Annotated in this window: 13 protein-coding genes; 8 read left to right on the top strand and 5 right to left on the bottom strand. The window is 69.5% G+C overall.

All coding sequences use genetic code 11. From position 1 onward, the window contains the following. From HS109_03750 to HS109_03740, 3 genes are read left to right on the top strand one after another with little or no spacing between them, the layout of a single operon-like run. Entirely contained in the window at window positions 1–1,176 is a 1,176-nt protein-coding gene (locus HS109_03750; GenBank protein ID MBE7521484.1) for an iron-containing alcohol dehydrogenase, read from the top strand. A gap of 12 nt (window positions 1,177–1,188) precedes the next feature. After that, a complete protein-coding gene (locus HS109_03745; GenBank protein MBE7521483.1) occupies window positions 1,189–1,989 on the top strand; it encodes a type 1 glutamine amidotransferase in 801 nt (266 codons plus the stop codon). Next, complete coding sequence (locus tag HS109_03740; GenBank protein MBE7521482.1) at window positions 1,986–3,356, top strand: aldehyde dehydrogenase family protein; 1,371 nt, start codon at window positions 1,986–1,988, stop codon at window positions 3,354–3,356. Before HS109_03745 ends, HS109_03740 begins: the two co-directional genes overlap by 4 nt. 103 nt (window positions 3,357–3,459) lie before the next feature. Here the strand turns inward: HS109_03740 and folD are convergent, their stop codons facing one another. Further along, window positions 3,460–4,332, bottom strand: a complete 873-nt coding sequence (folD, locus tag HS109_03735; protein ID MBE7521481.1) for a bifunctional methylenetetrahydrofolate dehydrogenase/methenyltetrahydrofolate cyclohydrolase FolD — start codon at window positions 4,330–4,332, stop codon at window positions 3,460–3,462. A gap of 53 nt (window positions 4,333–4,385) precedes the next feature. On the opposite strand from folD, the gene HS109_03730 reads away from it, so the two are divergent. After that, a complete protein-coding gene (locus HS109_03730) occupies window positions 4,386–5,267 on the top strand; it encodes a DUF4743 domain-containing protein (GenBank protein MBE7521480.1) in 882 nt (293 codons plus the stop codon). A 227-nt stretch (window positions 5,268–5,494) separates the two neighbouring features. Here the strand turns inward: HS109_03730 and HS109_03725 are convergent, their stop codons facing one another. The 4 genes from HS109_03725 to HS109_03710 form a co-directional block, all read right to left on the bottom strand. Continuing rightward, a complete protein-coding gene (locus HS109_03725) occupies window positions 5,495–6,637 on the bottom strand; it encodes a 2-aminoethylphosphonate--pyruvate transaminase (protein MBE7521479.1) in 1,143 nt (380 codons plus the stop codon). A gap of 20 nt (window positions 6,638–6,657) precedes the next feature. Further along, entirely contained in the window at window positions 6,658–8,322 is a 1,665-nt protein-coding gene (locus HS109_03720) for a putative 2-aminoethylphosphonate ABC transporter permease subunit (protein MBE7521478.1), read from the bottom strand. A gap of 58 nt (window positions 8,323–8,380) precedes the next feature. Continuing rightward, window positions 8,381–9,457, bottom strand: a complete 1,077-nt coding sequence (locus tag HS109_03715) for a putative 2-aminoethylphosphonate ABC transporter ATP-binding protein (GenBank protein MBE7521477.1) — start codon at window positions 9,455–9,457, stop codon at window positions 8,381–8,383. A 73-nt stretch (window positions 9,458–9,530) separates the two neighbouring features. After that, a complete protein-coding gene (locus HS109_03710; GenBank protein ID MBE7521476.1) occupies window positions 9,531–10,565 on the bottom strand; it encodes a putative 2-aminoethylphosphonate ABC transporter substrate-binding protein in 1,035 nt (344 codons plus the stop codon). Window positions 10,566–10,829: 264 nt separating this feature from the next. Between HS109_03710 and HS109_03705 the strand changes: the two genes are divergently transcribed. From HS109_03705 to HS109_03690, 4 genes are read left to right on the top strand one after another with little or no spacing between them, the layout of a single operon-like run. Then, window positions 10,830–11,576 carry a phosphonate utilization associated transcriptional regulator gene (locus HS109_03705; GenBank protein ID MBE7521475.1) on the top strand — a complete coding sequence of 249 codons (747 nt, stop codon included), beginning with the start codon at window positions 10,830–10,832 and terminating at the stop codon, window positions 11,574–11,576. A gap of 39 nt (window positions 11,577–11,615) precedes the next feature. Continuing rightward, complete coding sequence (phnA, locus tag HS109_03700) at window positions 11,616–12,839, top strand: phosphonoacetate hydrolase (GenBank protein ID MBE7521474.1); 1,224 nt, start codon at window positions 11,616–11,618, stop codon at window positions 12,837–12,839. A gap of 2 nt (window positions 12,840–12,841) precedes the next feature. Beyond that, complete coding sequence (gene phnY / locus HS109_03695) at window positions 12,842–14,296, top strand: phosphonoacetaldehyde dehydrogenase (protein ID MBE7521473.1); 1,455 nt, start codon at window positions 12,842–12,844, stop codon at window positions 14,294–14,296. Continuing rightward, a complete protein-coding gene (locus tag HS109_03690) occupies window positions 14,290–15,714 on the top strand; it encodes an aspartate aminotransferase family protein (GenBank protein MBE7521472.1) in 1,425 nt (474 codons plus the stop codon). The genes phnY and HS109_03690 overlap by 7 nt, the downstream gene beginning before the upstream one ends. Window positions 15,715–15,719 lie beyond the last annotated feature (5 nt).

Below are 15,719 nucleotides of genomic sequence, written 5' to 3'. Positions count from 1 at the left end.
ATGACCCTCGACAAGTTCTCCTTCCCCACCGCGATCACCTTCGGCCCCGGCGCAGCGAAGCTCGTCGGACCGCATCTGCGGGAGCACGGCATCGCGCGCCCGCTCGTGGTCACCGACCGCGCGCTCGCGGCGCTCCCGGTTGCGAAGTCGCTCGTCGAATCGCTCCGGCACGCGGGACTCGAGGCCGCCGTGTTCGACGGCATCTGGGGCAATCCGACCGTGGCCCAGGCGAACGCCGGGGCCGCCGCGTTCCTCGCCCACCGCGCGGACGCCGTCGTGGGCCTGGGCGGCGGCGCGGCGCTCGACGTCGCGAAGATCGTCGGCGCCGTGGCGAAAGGCGGCGGCAGCGCGCTCGAATACGCCTGGGACCATCCGCAGGTCCGCCCGATTCCCGACGCGCTGCCGTACTTCGTCGCGCTGCCGACGACCGCGGGCACCGGTTCCGAGGTCGGCCGCTCGGCGGTCGTGTCCGAGGACGACACGCACGTCAAGCGGATCGTGTTCTCGCCGAAGATCCTCGCGAAGCAGGTGTTCGCCGATCCCGAACTCACCGTCGGCCTGCCCCCCGCGGTGACCGCCGCGACCGGGATGGACGCGCTCACCCACAACGTCGAGTCCTGGCTCTCGCCGGCCTACCATCCGCTGTGCGACGGCATTGCGCTCGAAGGGGCGAGAATCGCGGCGCGTGCGCTGCCGACGGCCGTTCGCGACGGCGCGAACTTGCACGCGCGCGGCGAGATGCTGATGGCCTCGATGATGGGCGCGATCGCGTTCCAGAAGGACCTGGGCGCGGTCCATTCGTGCGCGCACGCGCTCTCCACCGTCGCCGACCTGCACCACGGGCTCGCGAACGGCGTGATGATCGACCACGTGATGGGCTTCAACCTGCCCTCCGCGGTCGCGAAGATGGCCGAACTCGCACGGGTGTGCGGCGCGCCGGGCGCCGCGTCGGGCAGCGAAGAGGCCCGCGCCGCGTCGTTCCTGCCGTGGCTGCGCGAACTCAAGGCTTCGATCGGCATTCCCGCGAAGCTCTCGCAGATCGCGGGCGGCCGGCCGGTGACCCGCGCCGATATCCCGCGACTGGTCGAGGTCGCGTTCGCCGACCTCTGCCACCAGACCAATCCGCGCAAGTGCGGCAAGGCGGACTTCGAGGCGCTGTTCGCGAGCGCGCTCTGACCGGAGGACCCGATGATCCCCGACATGGTCAAGATCGGCATCTCCGCGTCGTTCTTCCACGAGGATCCGAAGCGCGCGATCTTCAAGGGGATGACGCTGCAGTACATCGAGCAGAACGTCGCGCACTGGCTGATGCAGCGCGACGTGCTGTCGTTCATGATCCCCTCGCCCGACGGGCGCACGCGCCGCGAGACCTCGCGCGTCACGCTCGACGCCTACGCGCGCGAACTCGACGGACTGGTGCTGATGGGCGGCTCGGACGTGTGCCCCGAGACCTACGGCGAGAAGGCGTTGCGCCCCGAGTGGAACGGCGACCGCATCCGCGACGAGTACGAGATCGGGCTCATGAACGCGTTCGTGAAGCTGCACAAGCCGGTCCTCGGCGTCTGCCGCGGCGCGCAGGTCATCAACGTCGCGATGGGCGGCACGCTGTGGCAGGACATCGGCAGCCAGCTCCCGAACGCGCTGGTCCACCGCAACTGGGAGATCTACGAGCAGAACACGCACGCCGTCTCGATCGTGCCCGATACGCCGCTGGCGAAGCTCTACCCGGGTATTTCCGTCGTGAAGACCAACTCGATCCACCATCAGGCGGTGAAGGACCTCGGACGCAAGCTCACCGTCGAGGCGTGGTCGGAGCCCGACCGGATCGCCGAGGCGATCCGCTGGAGCGGCCCGTCCTACGTGTTCGGCGTCCAGTGGCATCCCGAATTCCACCCCGAGGGCGATCGCTCGTACATCGACGACCGCCCGATCCTCGACGATTTCCTGCGCCACGCGCGCAACCACAAGTCCGCCGCCTACGCCCTATGAAGATCGTCAATCCCTGGTCCGGCGCCACGATCGCCGACGTTCCCGCCGACAACGCCCGCTCGGTGGCCGCGAAGTACGCGCGGGCGCGCGCCGCGCAGCCGCGCTGGGCCGCCGTGCCGATGAAGAAGCGTCTCGACGCGATCGCGAAGTTCCGCGCGGCACTGGTCGCGCGCGAGGACGAGCTCGCGAAGACGCTCACGCAGGAGGTCGGCAAGCCGATCCGCCAGTCGCGAAACGAGATCAAGGGGCTCCTCGGCCGGATCGACTTCTTCCTCGCGCAGTCGGCGAAGACGTTGCGCGACGAGAAGGTGTTCGAGGACAGGGGCGGCAAGCTCGAGGAGCGCATCAGCCACGAACCTCTCGGCGTGATCGCGAACATCTCCGCGTGGAACTACCCGTATTTCGTCGGCGGCAACGTCTTCGTCCCGGCGCTCATCGCGGGCAACGCGATCCTCTACAAGCCGTCCGAGTACGCGACGCTGACCGGCCTCGCCATCGCCGAGATGCTGCATGCGGCGGGCGTTCCCGACGACGTGTTCCTCCCGGTGATCGGTGCGGGGGACGTCGGCGCCGCGCTGCTGAAGCAGCCGGTCGACGGCGTGTTCTTCACCGGGTCCTACCCGACCGGGCAGAAGATCGCCGCGGCGGCGGGCAAGCGGATGGTGAAGGTCCAGCTCGAACTGGGCGGGAAGGACCCGGTCTACGTGTGCGAGGACGTCGACATTCAGGCAGCCGCGGCTGCCGTTGCCGACGGAGCGTTCTACAACACCGGCCAGTCGTGCTGCTCGGTCGAGCGCGTCTACGTGCACGAGGCGATCGCGAAGCCCTTCATCGAGGCGTTCGTCGAGGAGGTCGCGAGCTTCCGGATCGGCGATCCGATGGACGAGGCCACCTACATCGGCGCGATCACGCGCAAGCCCCAGCTCGACGTGCTGAAGAGGCAGGTCGCCGACGCGAAGAAGAAGGGAGCGACGCTGCTCCTCGGCGGCAAGCCGCTGCCCGGCAAGGGCAACCGCTTCGAGCCCACCGTGCTCACCGGCGTCGATTCGACGATGGCGGTGATGCGCGACGAGAGCTTCGGCCCGATCATCGGCATCGAGACGGTCGCGGACGACGACGAGGCGCTCGCGCGGATGAACGACTCCGAGTACGGCCTGACCGCCGGCGTCTACACGAGCGACGCGAAGCGCGCGAAGGCGATCATGGCGAAGCTCGAAGCCGGATCGGTCTACTGGAACTGCTGCGACCGCGTGAGCCCGCGCCTGCCCTGGTCGGGCGTCAAGCATTCCGGCATCGGACTCACGCTGTCGACCTACGGCATCCAGACGTTCACGCGGCCGAAGGCCTGGCACCTGCGCGGGGGGTGATTCGGCCTGCGGCGGGGTACCGCCGCCAGCGTGCATGTCGACGAAAGGCGTTCGGCTGAAGCCGAACCCACAGGGTCTCCGATGCCTCCGAGCCTCACGTGGGTCAGGCTTCAGCCTGACGCGACCTCTCGCACAGCTCTGCCGCCCGCAGCGTGTTCGCGAGCAGCATCGCGATCGTCATCGGCCCCACCCCGCCGGGCACCGGCGTGATCCAGGATGCGCGCGCTCGCGCGGCATCGAAGTCCACGTCCCCGACGAGCTTGCCGTCGTCGCCGCGATTGATGCCGACGTCGATCACGATGGCGCCCGGCTTGATCCAGTCGCCGGCGACGAACTTCGCCCTGCCCACGCCCGCCACGACGATGTCGGCCTGCCGCACGACGCCAGGCAGGTCGCGCGTCGCCGAGTGGCAGATCGTGACCGTGCAGCGCGCCATCAGCAGTTCGAGCGCCATCGGGCGGCCGACGATGTTCGACTGGCCGATGACCACCGCGTGCTTGCCCGCGAGCGGCTCGTCGGTCTTCTCGAGGAGCTTCATGCACCCGAGCGGCGTGCAGGGGCGCAGCGTCGGTCGCTTCAGCACGAGCCGCCCGACGTTGTACGGATGGAAGCCGTCGACGTCCTTCCCCGGATCGATCCGCTCGGTGATTCGCTCCGGGTCGATGTGCGCAGGCAGCGGTAGCTGCACGAGGATGCCGGAGACCGCGGAGTCGGCGTTGAGGCGATCGATCAGCGCGAGCAACTCCGGTTCGGGCACGGTCGCGGGGAAATCGTAGGCGAACGAGCGCATGCCCACGGCCTCGGTCGTCCTGCGCTTGTTGCGCACGTAGACCTGCGACGCCGCGTTCTCGCCGACCAGCACGACCGCCAGGCCCGGCGCGGACCGTCCGGACGCGACGCGCGTGGCCACCGCGACGCGGACGCCGTCGGTCGCCTCGGCCGCGACCGCCTTGCCGTCGAGGATCCGGGCGGTCATCGTACGGGTCTCCTGCGGCGGAACGGATCGCGCGGCATCGCTACAATGGGCTCGTGATCGAGGCCCGCATTCTACCCGCGCTCCACGCGCGGCTCGCCCGCGCGTTCGCGCCACCACCGGTCCCGCTCGTTCCGTTCGACGTCGACGGCTTCACCGTCGGCGAACTCACGGTCGAACGTGCCAGACGCATCGCGGCGTTCGACGACGTCTTCGAGATCGACGAGCGGCGGGTCGCGTTCACCGCCACCTGCAGGACCGCCGACGATCGCACCGCGGCGATGGCGCGCGTCGCCCGGACGCTCGCGTCCGAGGGTGCGCTCAGCGCGTGGCGCGACGAACGCTACGACGTTCGTGCCGGGGCCGGCGGACCGGTCGCCTTCCTGCTGGAACGCGCCGCGGCGCGCTACTTCGGCGTGCACACGGCGGCGGTCCACGTGAACGGCCTCGTCGACGAAGGCGCGCGCGCCTCGATGTGGGTCGCGCGGCGCAGCCCCGCGAAGGCGATCGATCCGGGCTTGCTCGACAACCTCGTCGGCGGCGGCGTCGCCGCGGGAGCGAGCGTCGCCGCCATGCTCGCGAAGGAGGCCTGGGAAGAAGCCGGCATCGACGCAGCCCTGGCGGCGCAGGCACGACCCGAGGGCGTCGTCACGATCCGCAGGCTGCAGCCGGACGGCGTGCAGCACGAGACGATCCACGTGCACGATCTCTGGCTGCCGCGCGGATTCGTCCCGGCGAACCAGGACGGCGAGGCGGTCGAACACCGGTTGGTTCCGCTCGATCGTGTCGCCGCGCTCCTCGCGAACGACGACGGCGACGAGGTCGTGACGGCCGATGCGAGCCTCGTCGCCCTCGACGCGCTCATCCGCCTCGGCGCGATCGACGCCGACGACCCGTTCTACTCGTGGCTCGCGGCGCTGTGCGGCGAGGGGCGTTGAGCGGCGTCGGTGGGTCGGCCTTCAGGCCGACATCAGGGATCAGGAATCAATCAGGACGCAAAGGACAGACGCGCCGGCGACTCCCGGGGCGGCGCATCGAGCGCCGGTGAGCGTCCTCGGTGTCAGGCTGAAGCCCGACCCACAGCGGGGCTCCCGTCGGGCTGGAGCCCGACCCACAGTGCCCAAGCCCCAACCCCGTCGGGCTGAAGCCCGACCCACAGCGGAGGCTACGCGGCGACGCGCGCCGAGGACGGCGTCACCGTGCGGATGCCCATCGCGCGCAACGCATCGCCGATCGCGAGCGTCGCCAGGTGCATCTCGGAGGGCCCGATGGCGCCGATGCAACCGACGCGGAACGTCTCGAGCTGCGTGAGCTTGCCGGGATAGAGGACGAAGCCGCGTTCCCGCACCTCGGCGTAGAACCGCTTGAATTCGTAGGCGGGATCGGCCGGAGCATGGAACGTGTAGATGATCGGCGCCTGGATCGCCGGATCGAGGAACACGCGGAACCCCATCGCCTTCATGCCGGCGACGAGCGCCGCACCGTTCGCCGTGTAGCGTGCGAGCCGCCCGGCCTGGCCGCCTTCGGCCGCATGCTGTTCGAGCGCCGCATGGAACGCCATGACGACGTGCGTCGGCGGCGTGTAGCGCCATTGCGTCGTCTTCTCCATGTAGGTCCACTGGTCGAAGAGGTCGAGCGCGAGCGAACTCGACCGGCCCTCGCAGCCCTCCAGCGTCGCGCGCCGCACGACGACGAAGCCCATGCCGGGGGGGCCTTCGATGCACTTGCCGGACGCCGCGATCACCGCGTCGATCGGGGTGGCCGCGAGGTCGATCGGCAGCGCGCCGAACGAACTCATCGCATCGACCAGGAGGCGCCGGCCGTGGCGCGCCACCACCGACGCGATGCCGGCGAGCGGATTTGCGATCCCGGTCGAGGTCTCGCAGTGGATGAGTCCCACATGGGTGATCGATGCGTCCTTGCCGAGCAGCCGATCGACGTCCTCGGCGGTCGTCGGCACGTCGTCCGCGGTCTCGAACACCGAGACGCGCCGCCCCATCATCTGCGCGAGCTTCGCCATGCGCTTGCCGTAGGCCCCGTTCACCAGCACGAGCAGGTGGCCGTCGCGCGGCACGAGCGAATTGACCGCGGCCTCCACCGAGAAGGTGCCGCTGCCCTGCATCGGCACGCAGACGTGGGTCGCGTGGCCGTTGACGATGTCGAGCACGCGCGCGCGGACCTTCGCCGTGACCGCGTTGAACGCGGCATCCCACGAGCCCCAGTCGCGCAGCATCGCCGCCTTGGTTTCGAGCGTGGTCGTGAGCGGTCCGGGGGTGAGCAGGATCGGATCGCGGGATTGGTTCGCCATGTCGATGTTCTCCGGGAAAGTCAGGTCCGCGCGGCCGCGCGCCAGGCCTGGGTGCGGCGGAGCAGCACCCGCGTGACGATCGCGTAGAGGACGCACACCGCGGTGGACGACGCGACGATCAGCGTCGCCATGCCCGCCGCGGCGCCGATCTCGCCCGCCTCGTCCATGTTGAGGATCGCCACCGAGGCGACGCGCGTGTCGGGCGCGTAGAGGAAGACCGCCGCGGAGATCGTCACCATGCCGTTGACGAACAGGTAGCGGCCGATGTCGAGGACCGCCGGCAGGCACACCGGCACCGTCACGCGGAAGAAGGTCCGGTAGAACGGCACCTTGAGCGAGGCCGACACCGACTCGAACTCGTCGTCCATCGCCTTCAGCGCCGTGACCGCGGTCATGTGGCTCGACGTGTAGTAGTGGACGATCGTCGAGAGCACGAGGATCGTCATCGTGCCGTAGAGCCCGTTCAACGGATTGTCCGGGTGGTTGAAGAAGAAGATGTAGCCCAGGCCCAGCACCAGGCCCGGCACCGCCATCGGGATGGTCGCGACGAGCCGCACGAATCCCTTCAGGGTCGCCATGCCGCGGGTCTTCTCCAGCAGATAGGCGACGGCGAAGATGAACACGGTGCCGAAGAGCGCCGAATAGAACGCCATCTTCAGGCTGTTGAAGTAGTCGACGATCACGCCCGCGTCGATCAGCCCGTAGACGTAGTGGCGCAGGCTGAACGACAGGTCGTAGGGCCAGAGCTTGATGAACGACGTGTAGACCGCCATGCCGAGCACGGCGAGCAGGAAGAGCGCCACCAGCGAGCAGAAGGCGAGCATCGCCCGGTCGAAACCCGGCGACGGCCTCGGAACGTAGGGCACCGCCCGCGACGAGAACTGGGCCTGCAGGCGCCGCCGCATGATCCAGTCGACGGTGAACGCGAACAGGACCGGGAGCAGCAGCACCAGGCTCACCACCGCGCCCTTGTTGAAGTTCTGCTGGCCGATCACCTGCTTGAAGATGTCGATCGCGAGCACGTCGAAACTGCCGCCGATCACCTTCGGGATGCCGAAGTCGCTGACCGTGTAGGAGAACACCACCATCGTCGCGCTGACCAGGCCGTACTTGGCGCCCGGCAGCGTGATCGTGAAGAACCGCCGCCAGGTCGGCGTGCGCAGCGATTCGGCGGCCTCGTAGAGCCGGCCGTCGGCGAGCAGCAGCGCGGTCAGCACGATCATCAGCGCATGCGGAAAGGTCGCGTAGACGGACGACAGGATGATGCCGATCGGGCCGTAGACCGAAGCGCCGAACAGGAGCCCCTTGAGCAGGCCCTGCGTGCCGAACCACTGGATGAACGAGATCGCCGACATGAGCGACGGCGCGAGGATCGGCGTCAGCGCGATCACGCGGAAGACCGTCTTGCCCGGCATGCACGAGCGCGTGAGCGCGTAGGCGTAGGCGAACGCGAGCGGCACGGTGACGAGCGTCACCGTGGTCGCGACCCAAAGCGTGTTCCAGACCGACTGCTGCAGGGCGGGTGTCGCGAAGTACTCGCGGAACAGCGCGAAGCCGATGAACGCGCCGTCCTTGTCCTGGACGCTCTTCACCAGGATCATCGCGAGCGGCCCGATCAGGCACAGCGCGAGCGCGGCGCAGCACACGACGAGGAGGCCCTGCGCGAGCCGGTCGTGCCAATGCATCGTCGGGCCCGCCACCGCGAACCGGCCCGGAGGCAGGGCGACGGCAGGCGTGGCCACGTCAGGACAGGACGCGCATGGCCGACGCGGGCAGGCTCACCCGCACCGCCGAACCCGGCTCGAGCCTGCCCGCATCCACCTGCTGGCGCGGCACGCTCGCGATCAACGCGGGCGTGCCCTCGGCATCGAGCGCGATGCCGACCATGCAGAACGCGCCGAGGAACTCGACCTTCGCGACCTTCGCCGCCAGCGCGTCGGCCGCGGCATGGCCATTGACATGAACGCCGATCTCCTCCGGGCGGAGGTAGAGCTTGACCGGCGTGCCAGGCGCGACGTCGGCCCGCTCGGCCGCGAGCATCACGCTGCCGACCCGGTACCGCCCTGCTCCCTCGGCGACCGCCGGCAGCACGTTGATCTTGCCGACGAAGTCCGCGACGAACGGCGTGGCGGGCCGCTCGTAGACCTCGCGCGGCGTACCGACCTGCTCGATGCAGCCGGCGTTCATCACGACGACGCGGTCGGCCATCGACAGCGCCTCCTCCTGGTCGTGCGTGACCATGATCGTCGTGACGCCGAGCCGCTGCTGCAACGCGCGGATCTCGCCGCGCAGCCGCACACGCTCCAGCGCGTCGAGCGCGGAGAGCGGCTCGTCGAGCAGCAGCAGCCCCGGCGCGGTCGCGAGCGCCCGCGCCAGCGCGATCCGCTGCTGCTGCCCGCCCGAGAGCTGCCCGGGATACTTGGGACCGGCGTCGGGCAGGCCGACCAGCTTCAGCAGTTCGGCGACGCGCGAGCGAACGGCGTCGCGCGCGGTGCGCCGGTTGACGAGCCCGTAGGCGACGTTGTCGGCGACCGTCAGGTTGGGGAACAGCGCATACGACTGGAACACGATGCCGTAGTCACGCCGGATCGCCGGCAGCCGCGTGATGTCGCGGCCGTCCTGGACGATGCGGCCCTCGTCCTGGTGCTCGAGGCCGGCGACGATGCGCAGGAGCGTCGTCTTCCCGCAGCCCGAGGGCCCGAGGAACACCATGAGTTCTCCGCGCGCGGCGTCGAGCGACACGCCCTTCAGCGCCTCGAAGCGCCCGAAGCTCTTGCGGATGCCGGTCAGTTCGAGGTAGCGCGCGTTCGCGTCGGCCACGTGCGGTCCCGGTGTCGGCGATGGAAGCGAAACGGGCGTCCCGCGGCCGCGGGACGCCCGGCCCGTCTTGCGGTTACTTCTTCTCGGACTTCGCGTCGTAGCGCTTGGTCCACTCGGCGAGGATCTTGTCCCGATTCTTCGCCGACCACGCGAAATCGTTCTTCGTCAGGCGCTGCTCGTAGTCCGCCGGCACGTAGTCCAGCGGCTTCGCGATGCCGGGCACCGCCACCACCGCGAAGTTCTTCGAGAACAGCTCCATCGCCTCGGGAGTCGCGAGCCAGTCCATCAGCTTCTTCGCGGCGTCGAGTTTCTTGGTGTTCTTCATGATGCCCGACGACTCGAGGTCCCAGCCCAGGCCCTCGGTCGGGAAGATGATGTCGATCGGCGCGCCGGACTTCTTCGTGGTGACCGCGCGGTACTCGAAGGTGAGCCCGATCGGGAACTCGCCCGCGCCGGCCTGCCGGCAGGGCTTGCTGCCCGAGTGCGTGTACTGCGCGATGTTCTGGTGCAATCCGTCCATGTACTTCCAGGCCTCGGCCTCGCCCCACATCTGGATCCAGGCGGCCACGTCGAGGTAGCCGGTGCCCGACGACGCGGGATTGGGCATCACGATCTTGCCCTTGTAGACCGGTTTCAGCAGGTCCCTCCAGGTCGAGGGCTTCGGGAGGCCCTGCTTCTGCGCTTCGACCGTGTTGAAGCAGATGGCGGACCCGTAGACGTCCATCCCCACCCACGCCGGGGGATTCTTCGGATCGCGGTACTTGGCCGAGATCTTGTCCAGCCCCTTCGGCGCGTAGGGCAGAAGCATGCCTTCGTTGTCGAACACGGCGAGGCTCGAGGCCGACACGCCGACGACGAGATCGGCCTGCGGATTCGCCTTCTCGGCGAGGAGCTTCGACGTGATGACGCCGGTCGAATCGCGCACCCACTTGATCGCGATGTCGGGGTGCGCCTTGGTGAACGCCTGCTCGTAGGCCTTGATCTGGTCGGTTTCGAGCGCGGTGTAGACGAGCAGTTCGGTCTTCTGCGCGGTCGCGGCGCCGGCAACGGCGAACGTCGACGCGGCCAGCGCGGACAAGAGCCAGCCCAGGGGTCGTGCGGGTTTCATCGGTGTGCTCCTCGGATTCTCGAAGGGATTGCGACGGCGGCGCCCGTCGCTGCGGGCAGGACGATCAGCGCGAATGCTACGCGGGGAGCCACGAGCGGGCAACGCGGACCGTTCATCCGCGGCCTGCCCGGTCGGCGAGGGACGGGGCCGGCCAACCTGGCGCGGTCGTCGGCGCCGCGGCCCGGTTCGCATATTGCATCGCAGCGCCCCTTTCGGTTTTGCAGATTGTTGACAATCTACACCCGGACGATTCCAATAGGCAACATGCCCAAGACACCCGAACGCCCGCGCGAAGCCGCACGCGACGCGACCGACACGCTGGCGCTGGTGCGATCCAGCTCGCTGCCGACGCTGGCGCAGCGCGAAATCGAGCGGATGATCCTTTCGGGCGAACTCGCGGTCGGCGCCAAGCTGAACGAGGCCGACGTCGCGGAGATGCTCGGCGTGTCGCGCGGCCCCGTGCGCGAGGCCTTCCGTGCGCTCGAAGCCGCCGGCCTCGTCCGCCTCGAGAAGAACCGGGGCGTGTTCGTCCGGCAGATCGGCGTCGCGGAGGCGGACGAGATCTACGAGTTGCGCGCCGTCCTGGACGAGTTCGCCGGACGCCGCGCGTCCGAGCAGGCCGGCGCGCTCGATGTCGCGGACCTCCGTTCGCGGGTCGACCGGATGGAACGCGCCATCGCGGCCAACGACCTCGACGCCTATCACCGGGCGAACCTGGCGTTCCACGATCGCGTGATCGAACTCGCCGGCAACGCGAAGCTCGCCGCCCTCTACCGCCGCCTCGTCAACGAGCTGTCGCTGTACCGTCGCACCACGCTCGAAGGCGAAGGCAACTCGATGCGCTCGCTCTCCGAGCATCGAGCGATCGTCGACTGCATCGCGTCGGGCCAGGCCGCCGCCGCCGGGCGCCTCATGCGAGACCATGTCCTCGCGAGCCGCGAACGGATGCACCGAAGCAACGATTCCGCGCACGTCGCCACCTGGACAGAGCGCAACCGCACGTCCGCGTGAGGCGCGCGCGGCGACCCTCACCCGATCCCCCGACCTTCCATGAATCCCGTCTCGCTGAACGGACGCAGCTACCACCCCCCCCGCGGCCCGGTCGTCGTCGTGTGCGTCGACGGCTGCGAGCCCGACTACCTGAACCTCGCGATCGGGGCCGGCGCCGCGCCCTGGCTCGCCGGCCTCGTCGGCCGCGGCACCTGCCTCACCGCGGATTGCGTGGTGCCCTCGTTCACCAACCCCAACAACCTGTCGATCGTCACCGGCGCGCCTCCTTCGGTCCACGGCATCTGCGGCAACTACTTCTGGGACCGCGACCTGCAGGCCGAGGTGATGATGAACGACCCGAAGTACTTGCGCAGCCGCACGTTGCTCGCCGCGTTCGCGGACGCGGGCGCGAAGGTCGCCGTCGTGACCGCGAAGGACAAGCTGCGCGCGCTGCTCGGCCACGAGCTCAACGGCATCTGCTTCTCCTCCGAGAAGGCGGACCAGGTCACGCGGCAGGACAACGGCATCGAGGACGCGATGTCGCTCACGGGCATGGCGCTTCCCTCGGTGTACAGCGCCGCGCTCTCCGAGTTCGTGTTCGCCTCGGGCGTCGCGCTCATGGAACAGCGGCGCCCCGACCTCATGTACCTGTCGACCACCGACTACGTGCAGCACAAGCACGCCCCGGGCACGCCCGGCGCGAACGCGTTCATCGCGATGATGGACGGCTACCTCGAGAAGCTCGACCGCCTCGGCGCCACGGTGGTGCTGACCGCCGACCACGGCATGAACGCGAAGACCGACGCGTTCGGCCGGCCGAACATCGTGTTCCTGCAGGACCTCGTCGACCACTGGTACGGGCCCGGCGCGGCCCGCGTCATCCTGCCGATCACCGACCCCTACGTCGTGCACCACGGCGCGCTCGGGTCGTTCGCGACGATCTACCTGCCGCAGGAGAGCGTCGGCGATTGCGAAGTGCGCCTGCGCTCGGTGCCGGGCATCCTGCAGGTGAATGGACGCGACGAGGCGTGCCGGCGCTTCGAACTGCCGCCCGACCGCGTCGGCGACATCGTCGTGGTGTCCGAACGGCTGTGGGCGCTCGGGACCGGCCGCACGAAACACGACCTGTCGGGTCTCGACGCGCCGCTGCGCTCGCACGGCGGCGTGTCCGAGCAGCAGGTTCCGCTGATCGCCAACCGTCCGGCGCACGCGCTGCCCGAGCGGCGCTGGCGCAACTTCGACGCGTTCGACCTCGCGCTCAATCGCCTGGAGCGGGTCGCATGAACATGATGGCGGAACTCGCCGGCGTGCGCGACGGCCACGTCCTCCGCGAGAAGATGCGCATCGGCGGCGCGCGCGCGGGCGGCGTGCGCACGCTCGACGTGGACAACCCGTACACCGGGGCGGTCATCGGCACCGTCCCCAAAGCCGCGGTCGAGGACGTGCGCCGCGCCTTCGCGATCGCGCGCGCGTACAAGCCGACACTCTCGCGCTTCCAGCGCTACGACATCTGCAGGCGCGCCACGGAGTTGATTCGCTCGCGCACCGAGGCGATCTCCGACCTGATCACCGCGGAATGCGGGATCGGCAAGAAGGATTCGCGCTACGAGGTCGGGCGCGCCTGCGACGTGTTCACCTTCGCCGGCAACGCGGCGCTGGCCGACGACGGTCAGGTGTTCAGCTGCGACCTCACGCCGCACGGCAAGTCGCGCAAGGTCTACACGCTGCGCGAGCCGCTGCTGGGCGTCATCAGCGCGATCACGCCGTTCAACCATCCGCTGAACCAGGTCGCGCACAAGGTCGCGCCGTCGATCGCGACCAACAACCGGATGGTGCTGAAGCCCGCCGAGAAGACGCCGCTCTCCGCGATCCTGCTCGCCGACATCCTCTACGAGGCCGGCCTGCCTCCCGAGATGTTCCAGGTGGTCACCGGGGACCCGCGAGAGATCGCCGACGAGATGCTGGTCAACCCCGACGTCGATCTCGTGACCTTCACCGGCGGCGTCCCGGTCGGCAAGTACATCGCCGCCAAGGCGGTCTACAAGCGGCAGATCCTCGAACTCGGCGGCAACGACCCGATCATCGTGATGGAGGACGCCGACCTCGACGAGGCTGCCGCGCTCGCCGCGGCGGGCTCGTACAAGAACTCCGGCCAGCGCTGTACGGCGGTGAAGCGGATGCTCGTCCACGAGAAGGTCGCGGACGCGTTCGTCGAGCGGCTCGTCGCCCGGACGAAGGCTTGGTCGTACGGCGACCCGATGGACGATGCGCTCGAGATGGGTACGGTCATCGACGAGACCGCCGCGAAGGGCTTCGAGGCCCGGGTCGACGACGCGGTCGCCCGGGGCGCGCGGCTCCTCGTCGGCAACGTCCGGCATGGCGCGGTCTACTCGCCCACCGTCCTCGACCGCGTGGACCCGGCGATGAACGTCGTGGCGACCGAGACCTTCGGCCCGGTCTCACCGGTCATCCGCTTCCGCGACATCGCGCACGCGATCGCCATTTCCAACGGCACCCCGTACGGTCTATCCTCGGCGGTGTGCACCAACCGCCTCGACTACATCACGCGGTTCGTGCGGGAACTGAACGTCGGCACGGTGAACGTCCGCGAGGTGCCGGGCTACCGGCTCGAACTCACGCCGTTCGGCGGCATCAAGGACTCGGGATTGGGCTACAAGGAGGGCGTGCAGGAGTCGATGAAGAGTTTCACCAACGTCAAGACCTATTCGCTGCCGTGGTAGACAGATCCGTCGCTGCCGACCATCCCGCGGCGGACGGCACGCGCACGGTCCCGCGGCAGGCAACACGCGTCCCGGACACGAGCGAGGGGGACGTGAACCTCTCGCCGCTGCGGCAGGCGTGGGAACGCGACCACGTGCGCGGCGCCACCCGCGCGCTGCTCGACCGTGACGCGGCGGCCTACCTGCATCAGTCGCTGTCCACGCCCTGCTTCGACGCGCTGGTCGAGGCCGACGGCATCTGGCTGACCGACGCGGACGGCCGCCGTTTCATGGATTTCCACGGCAACAACGTCCACCAGGTCGGCTACCGCCATCCGCGCGTGATCGACGCGGTCAAGCGCCAGCTCGACACGCTGCCGTTCTCGCCGCGCCGCTTCACCAACGCGACGGCGGTCGAACTCGCCGAGCGGCTTTGCGCGCTCGCCCCCGATCCGCTCGGCAAGGTGCTGCTCGCGCCGGGCGGCACGCTCGCGATCGGCATGGCGCTCAAGCTCGCGCGCCTCGCGACCGGACGCCACAAGACGGTCTCGATGTGGGATGCGTTCCACGGCGCCTCGCTCGACGCGATCTCGATCGGCGGCGAGGCGATCTTCCGCCGCGACATGGGCCCGCTCATGCCCGGCGCGGAGCACGTCCCGCCCTGCGACCCGCACGCCTGCCGCTTCCGCTGCGGCGGGATTTGCGATGCCAGTTGCGCCGACTACGTCGACTACGTGCTGGGCAGGGAACAGGACGTCGCCGCGGTCGTGGTCGAAACCGTGCGTTGCACCGACGTGCAGATCCCGCCCGAGTCCTACTACCGCCGCCTGCGCGCGGCCTGCGACCGCCACGGGGCCCTTCTGATCCTCGACGAAGTGCCGATCGGGCTCGGACGCACCGGGACGATGTTCGCGTTCGAGCGCTACGGCATCGTTCCCGACATGGTCGTGCTCGGCAAGGGCCTGGGCGGCGCGGTGTTCCCGATGGCGGCGTTGATCGCGCGCCGCGACCTCGACCTCGCCGGCGACCGTGCGCTCGGCCACTACACGCACGAGAAGAGTTCGGTCGGATGCGCCGCGGCGCTCGCGACGCTCGACGTGATCGAGGACGAACGGCTGCTCGAGCGCGCCCGGAGCCTCGGCGCCCGCGCGATGGAACGCCTGCGCGCGCTCGAGTCCCGCCATCGCCTCGTGGGCGAGGTGCGCGGCGTCGGCCTGCTGCTGGGCGTCGAACTCGTCCGGCCCGACGGTTCGCCCGCGCGCGACGAGGCCGAGCGCGTGATGTACGGCTGCCTCGCGCGTGGCCTGTCGTTCAAGATCGGACAGGGCAACGTCGTCACGCTCTCGCCGCCGCTCGTGATCGGAGAAGGCGATCTCGATCGCGCGCTCGACATCCTCGAAACCGTGATCGGCGAGGTCGAGTCGGCCGCAACGGCCTGACCGGC

Source organism: Burkholderiales bacterium, assembly GCA_015075645.1.
Lineage (GTDB): Bacteria > Pseudomonadota > Gammaproteobacteria > Burkholderiales > Casimicrobiaceae > VBCG01.
Note: the sequence above shows the minus strand (reverse complement) of the source record. Positions and strands in the feature narration are given on the sequence as shown.

Bases quoted from the DNA above. Each gene is read 5' to 3' on its own strand.
- HS109_03750 (MBE7521484.1), top strand. From the start codon at position 1: ATGACCCTCGACAAGTTCTCCTTCCCCACCGCGATCACCTTCGGCCCC.
- HS109_03745 (MBE7521483.1), top strand. From the start codon at position 1,189: ATGATCCCCGACATGGTCAAGATCGGCATCTCCGCGTCGTTCTTCCAC.
- HS109_03740 (MBE7521482.1), top strand. From the start codon at position 1,986: ATGAAGATCGTCAATCCCTGGTCCGGCGCCACGATCGCCGACGTTCCC.
- folD (MBE7521481.1), bottom strand. From the start codon at position 4,332: ATGACCGCCCGGATCCTCGACGGCAAGGCGGTCGCGGCCGAGGCGACC.
- HS109_03725 (MBE7521479.1), bottom strand. From the start codon at position 6,637: ATGGCGAACCAATCCCGCGATCCGATCCTGCTCACCCCCGGACCGCTC.
- HS109_03720 (MBE7521478.1), bottom strand. From the start codon at position 8,322: ATGCATTGGCACGACCGGCTCGCGCAGGGCCTCCTCGTCGTGTGCTGC.
- HS109_03710 (MBE7521476.1), bottom strand. From the start codon at position 10,565: ATGAAACCCGCACGACCCCTGGGCTGGCTCTTGTCCGCGCTGGCCGCG.
- HS109_03705 (MBE7521475.1), top strand. From the start codon at position 10,830: ATGCCCAAGACACCCGAACGCCCGCGCGAAGCCGCACGCGACGCGACC.
- phnA (MBE7521474.1), top strand. From the start codon at position 11,616: ATGAATCCCGTCTCGCTGAACGGACGCAGCTACCACCCCCCCCGCGGC.
- phnY (MBE7521473.1), top strand. From the start codon at position 12,842: ATGATGGCGGAACTCGCCGGCGTGCGCGACGGCCACGTCCTCCGCGAG.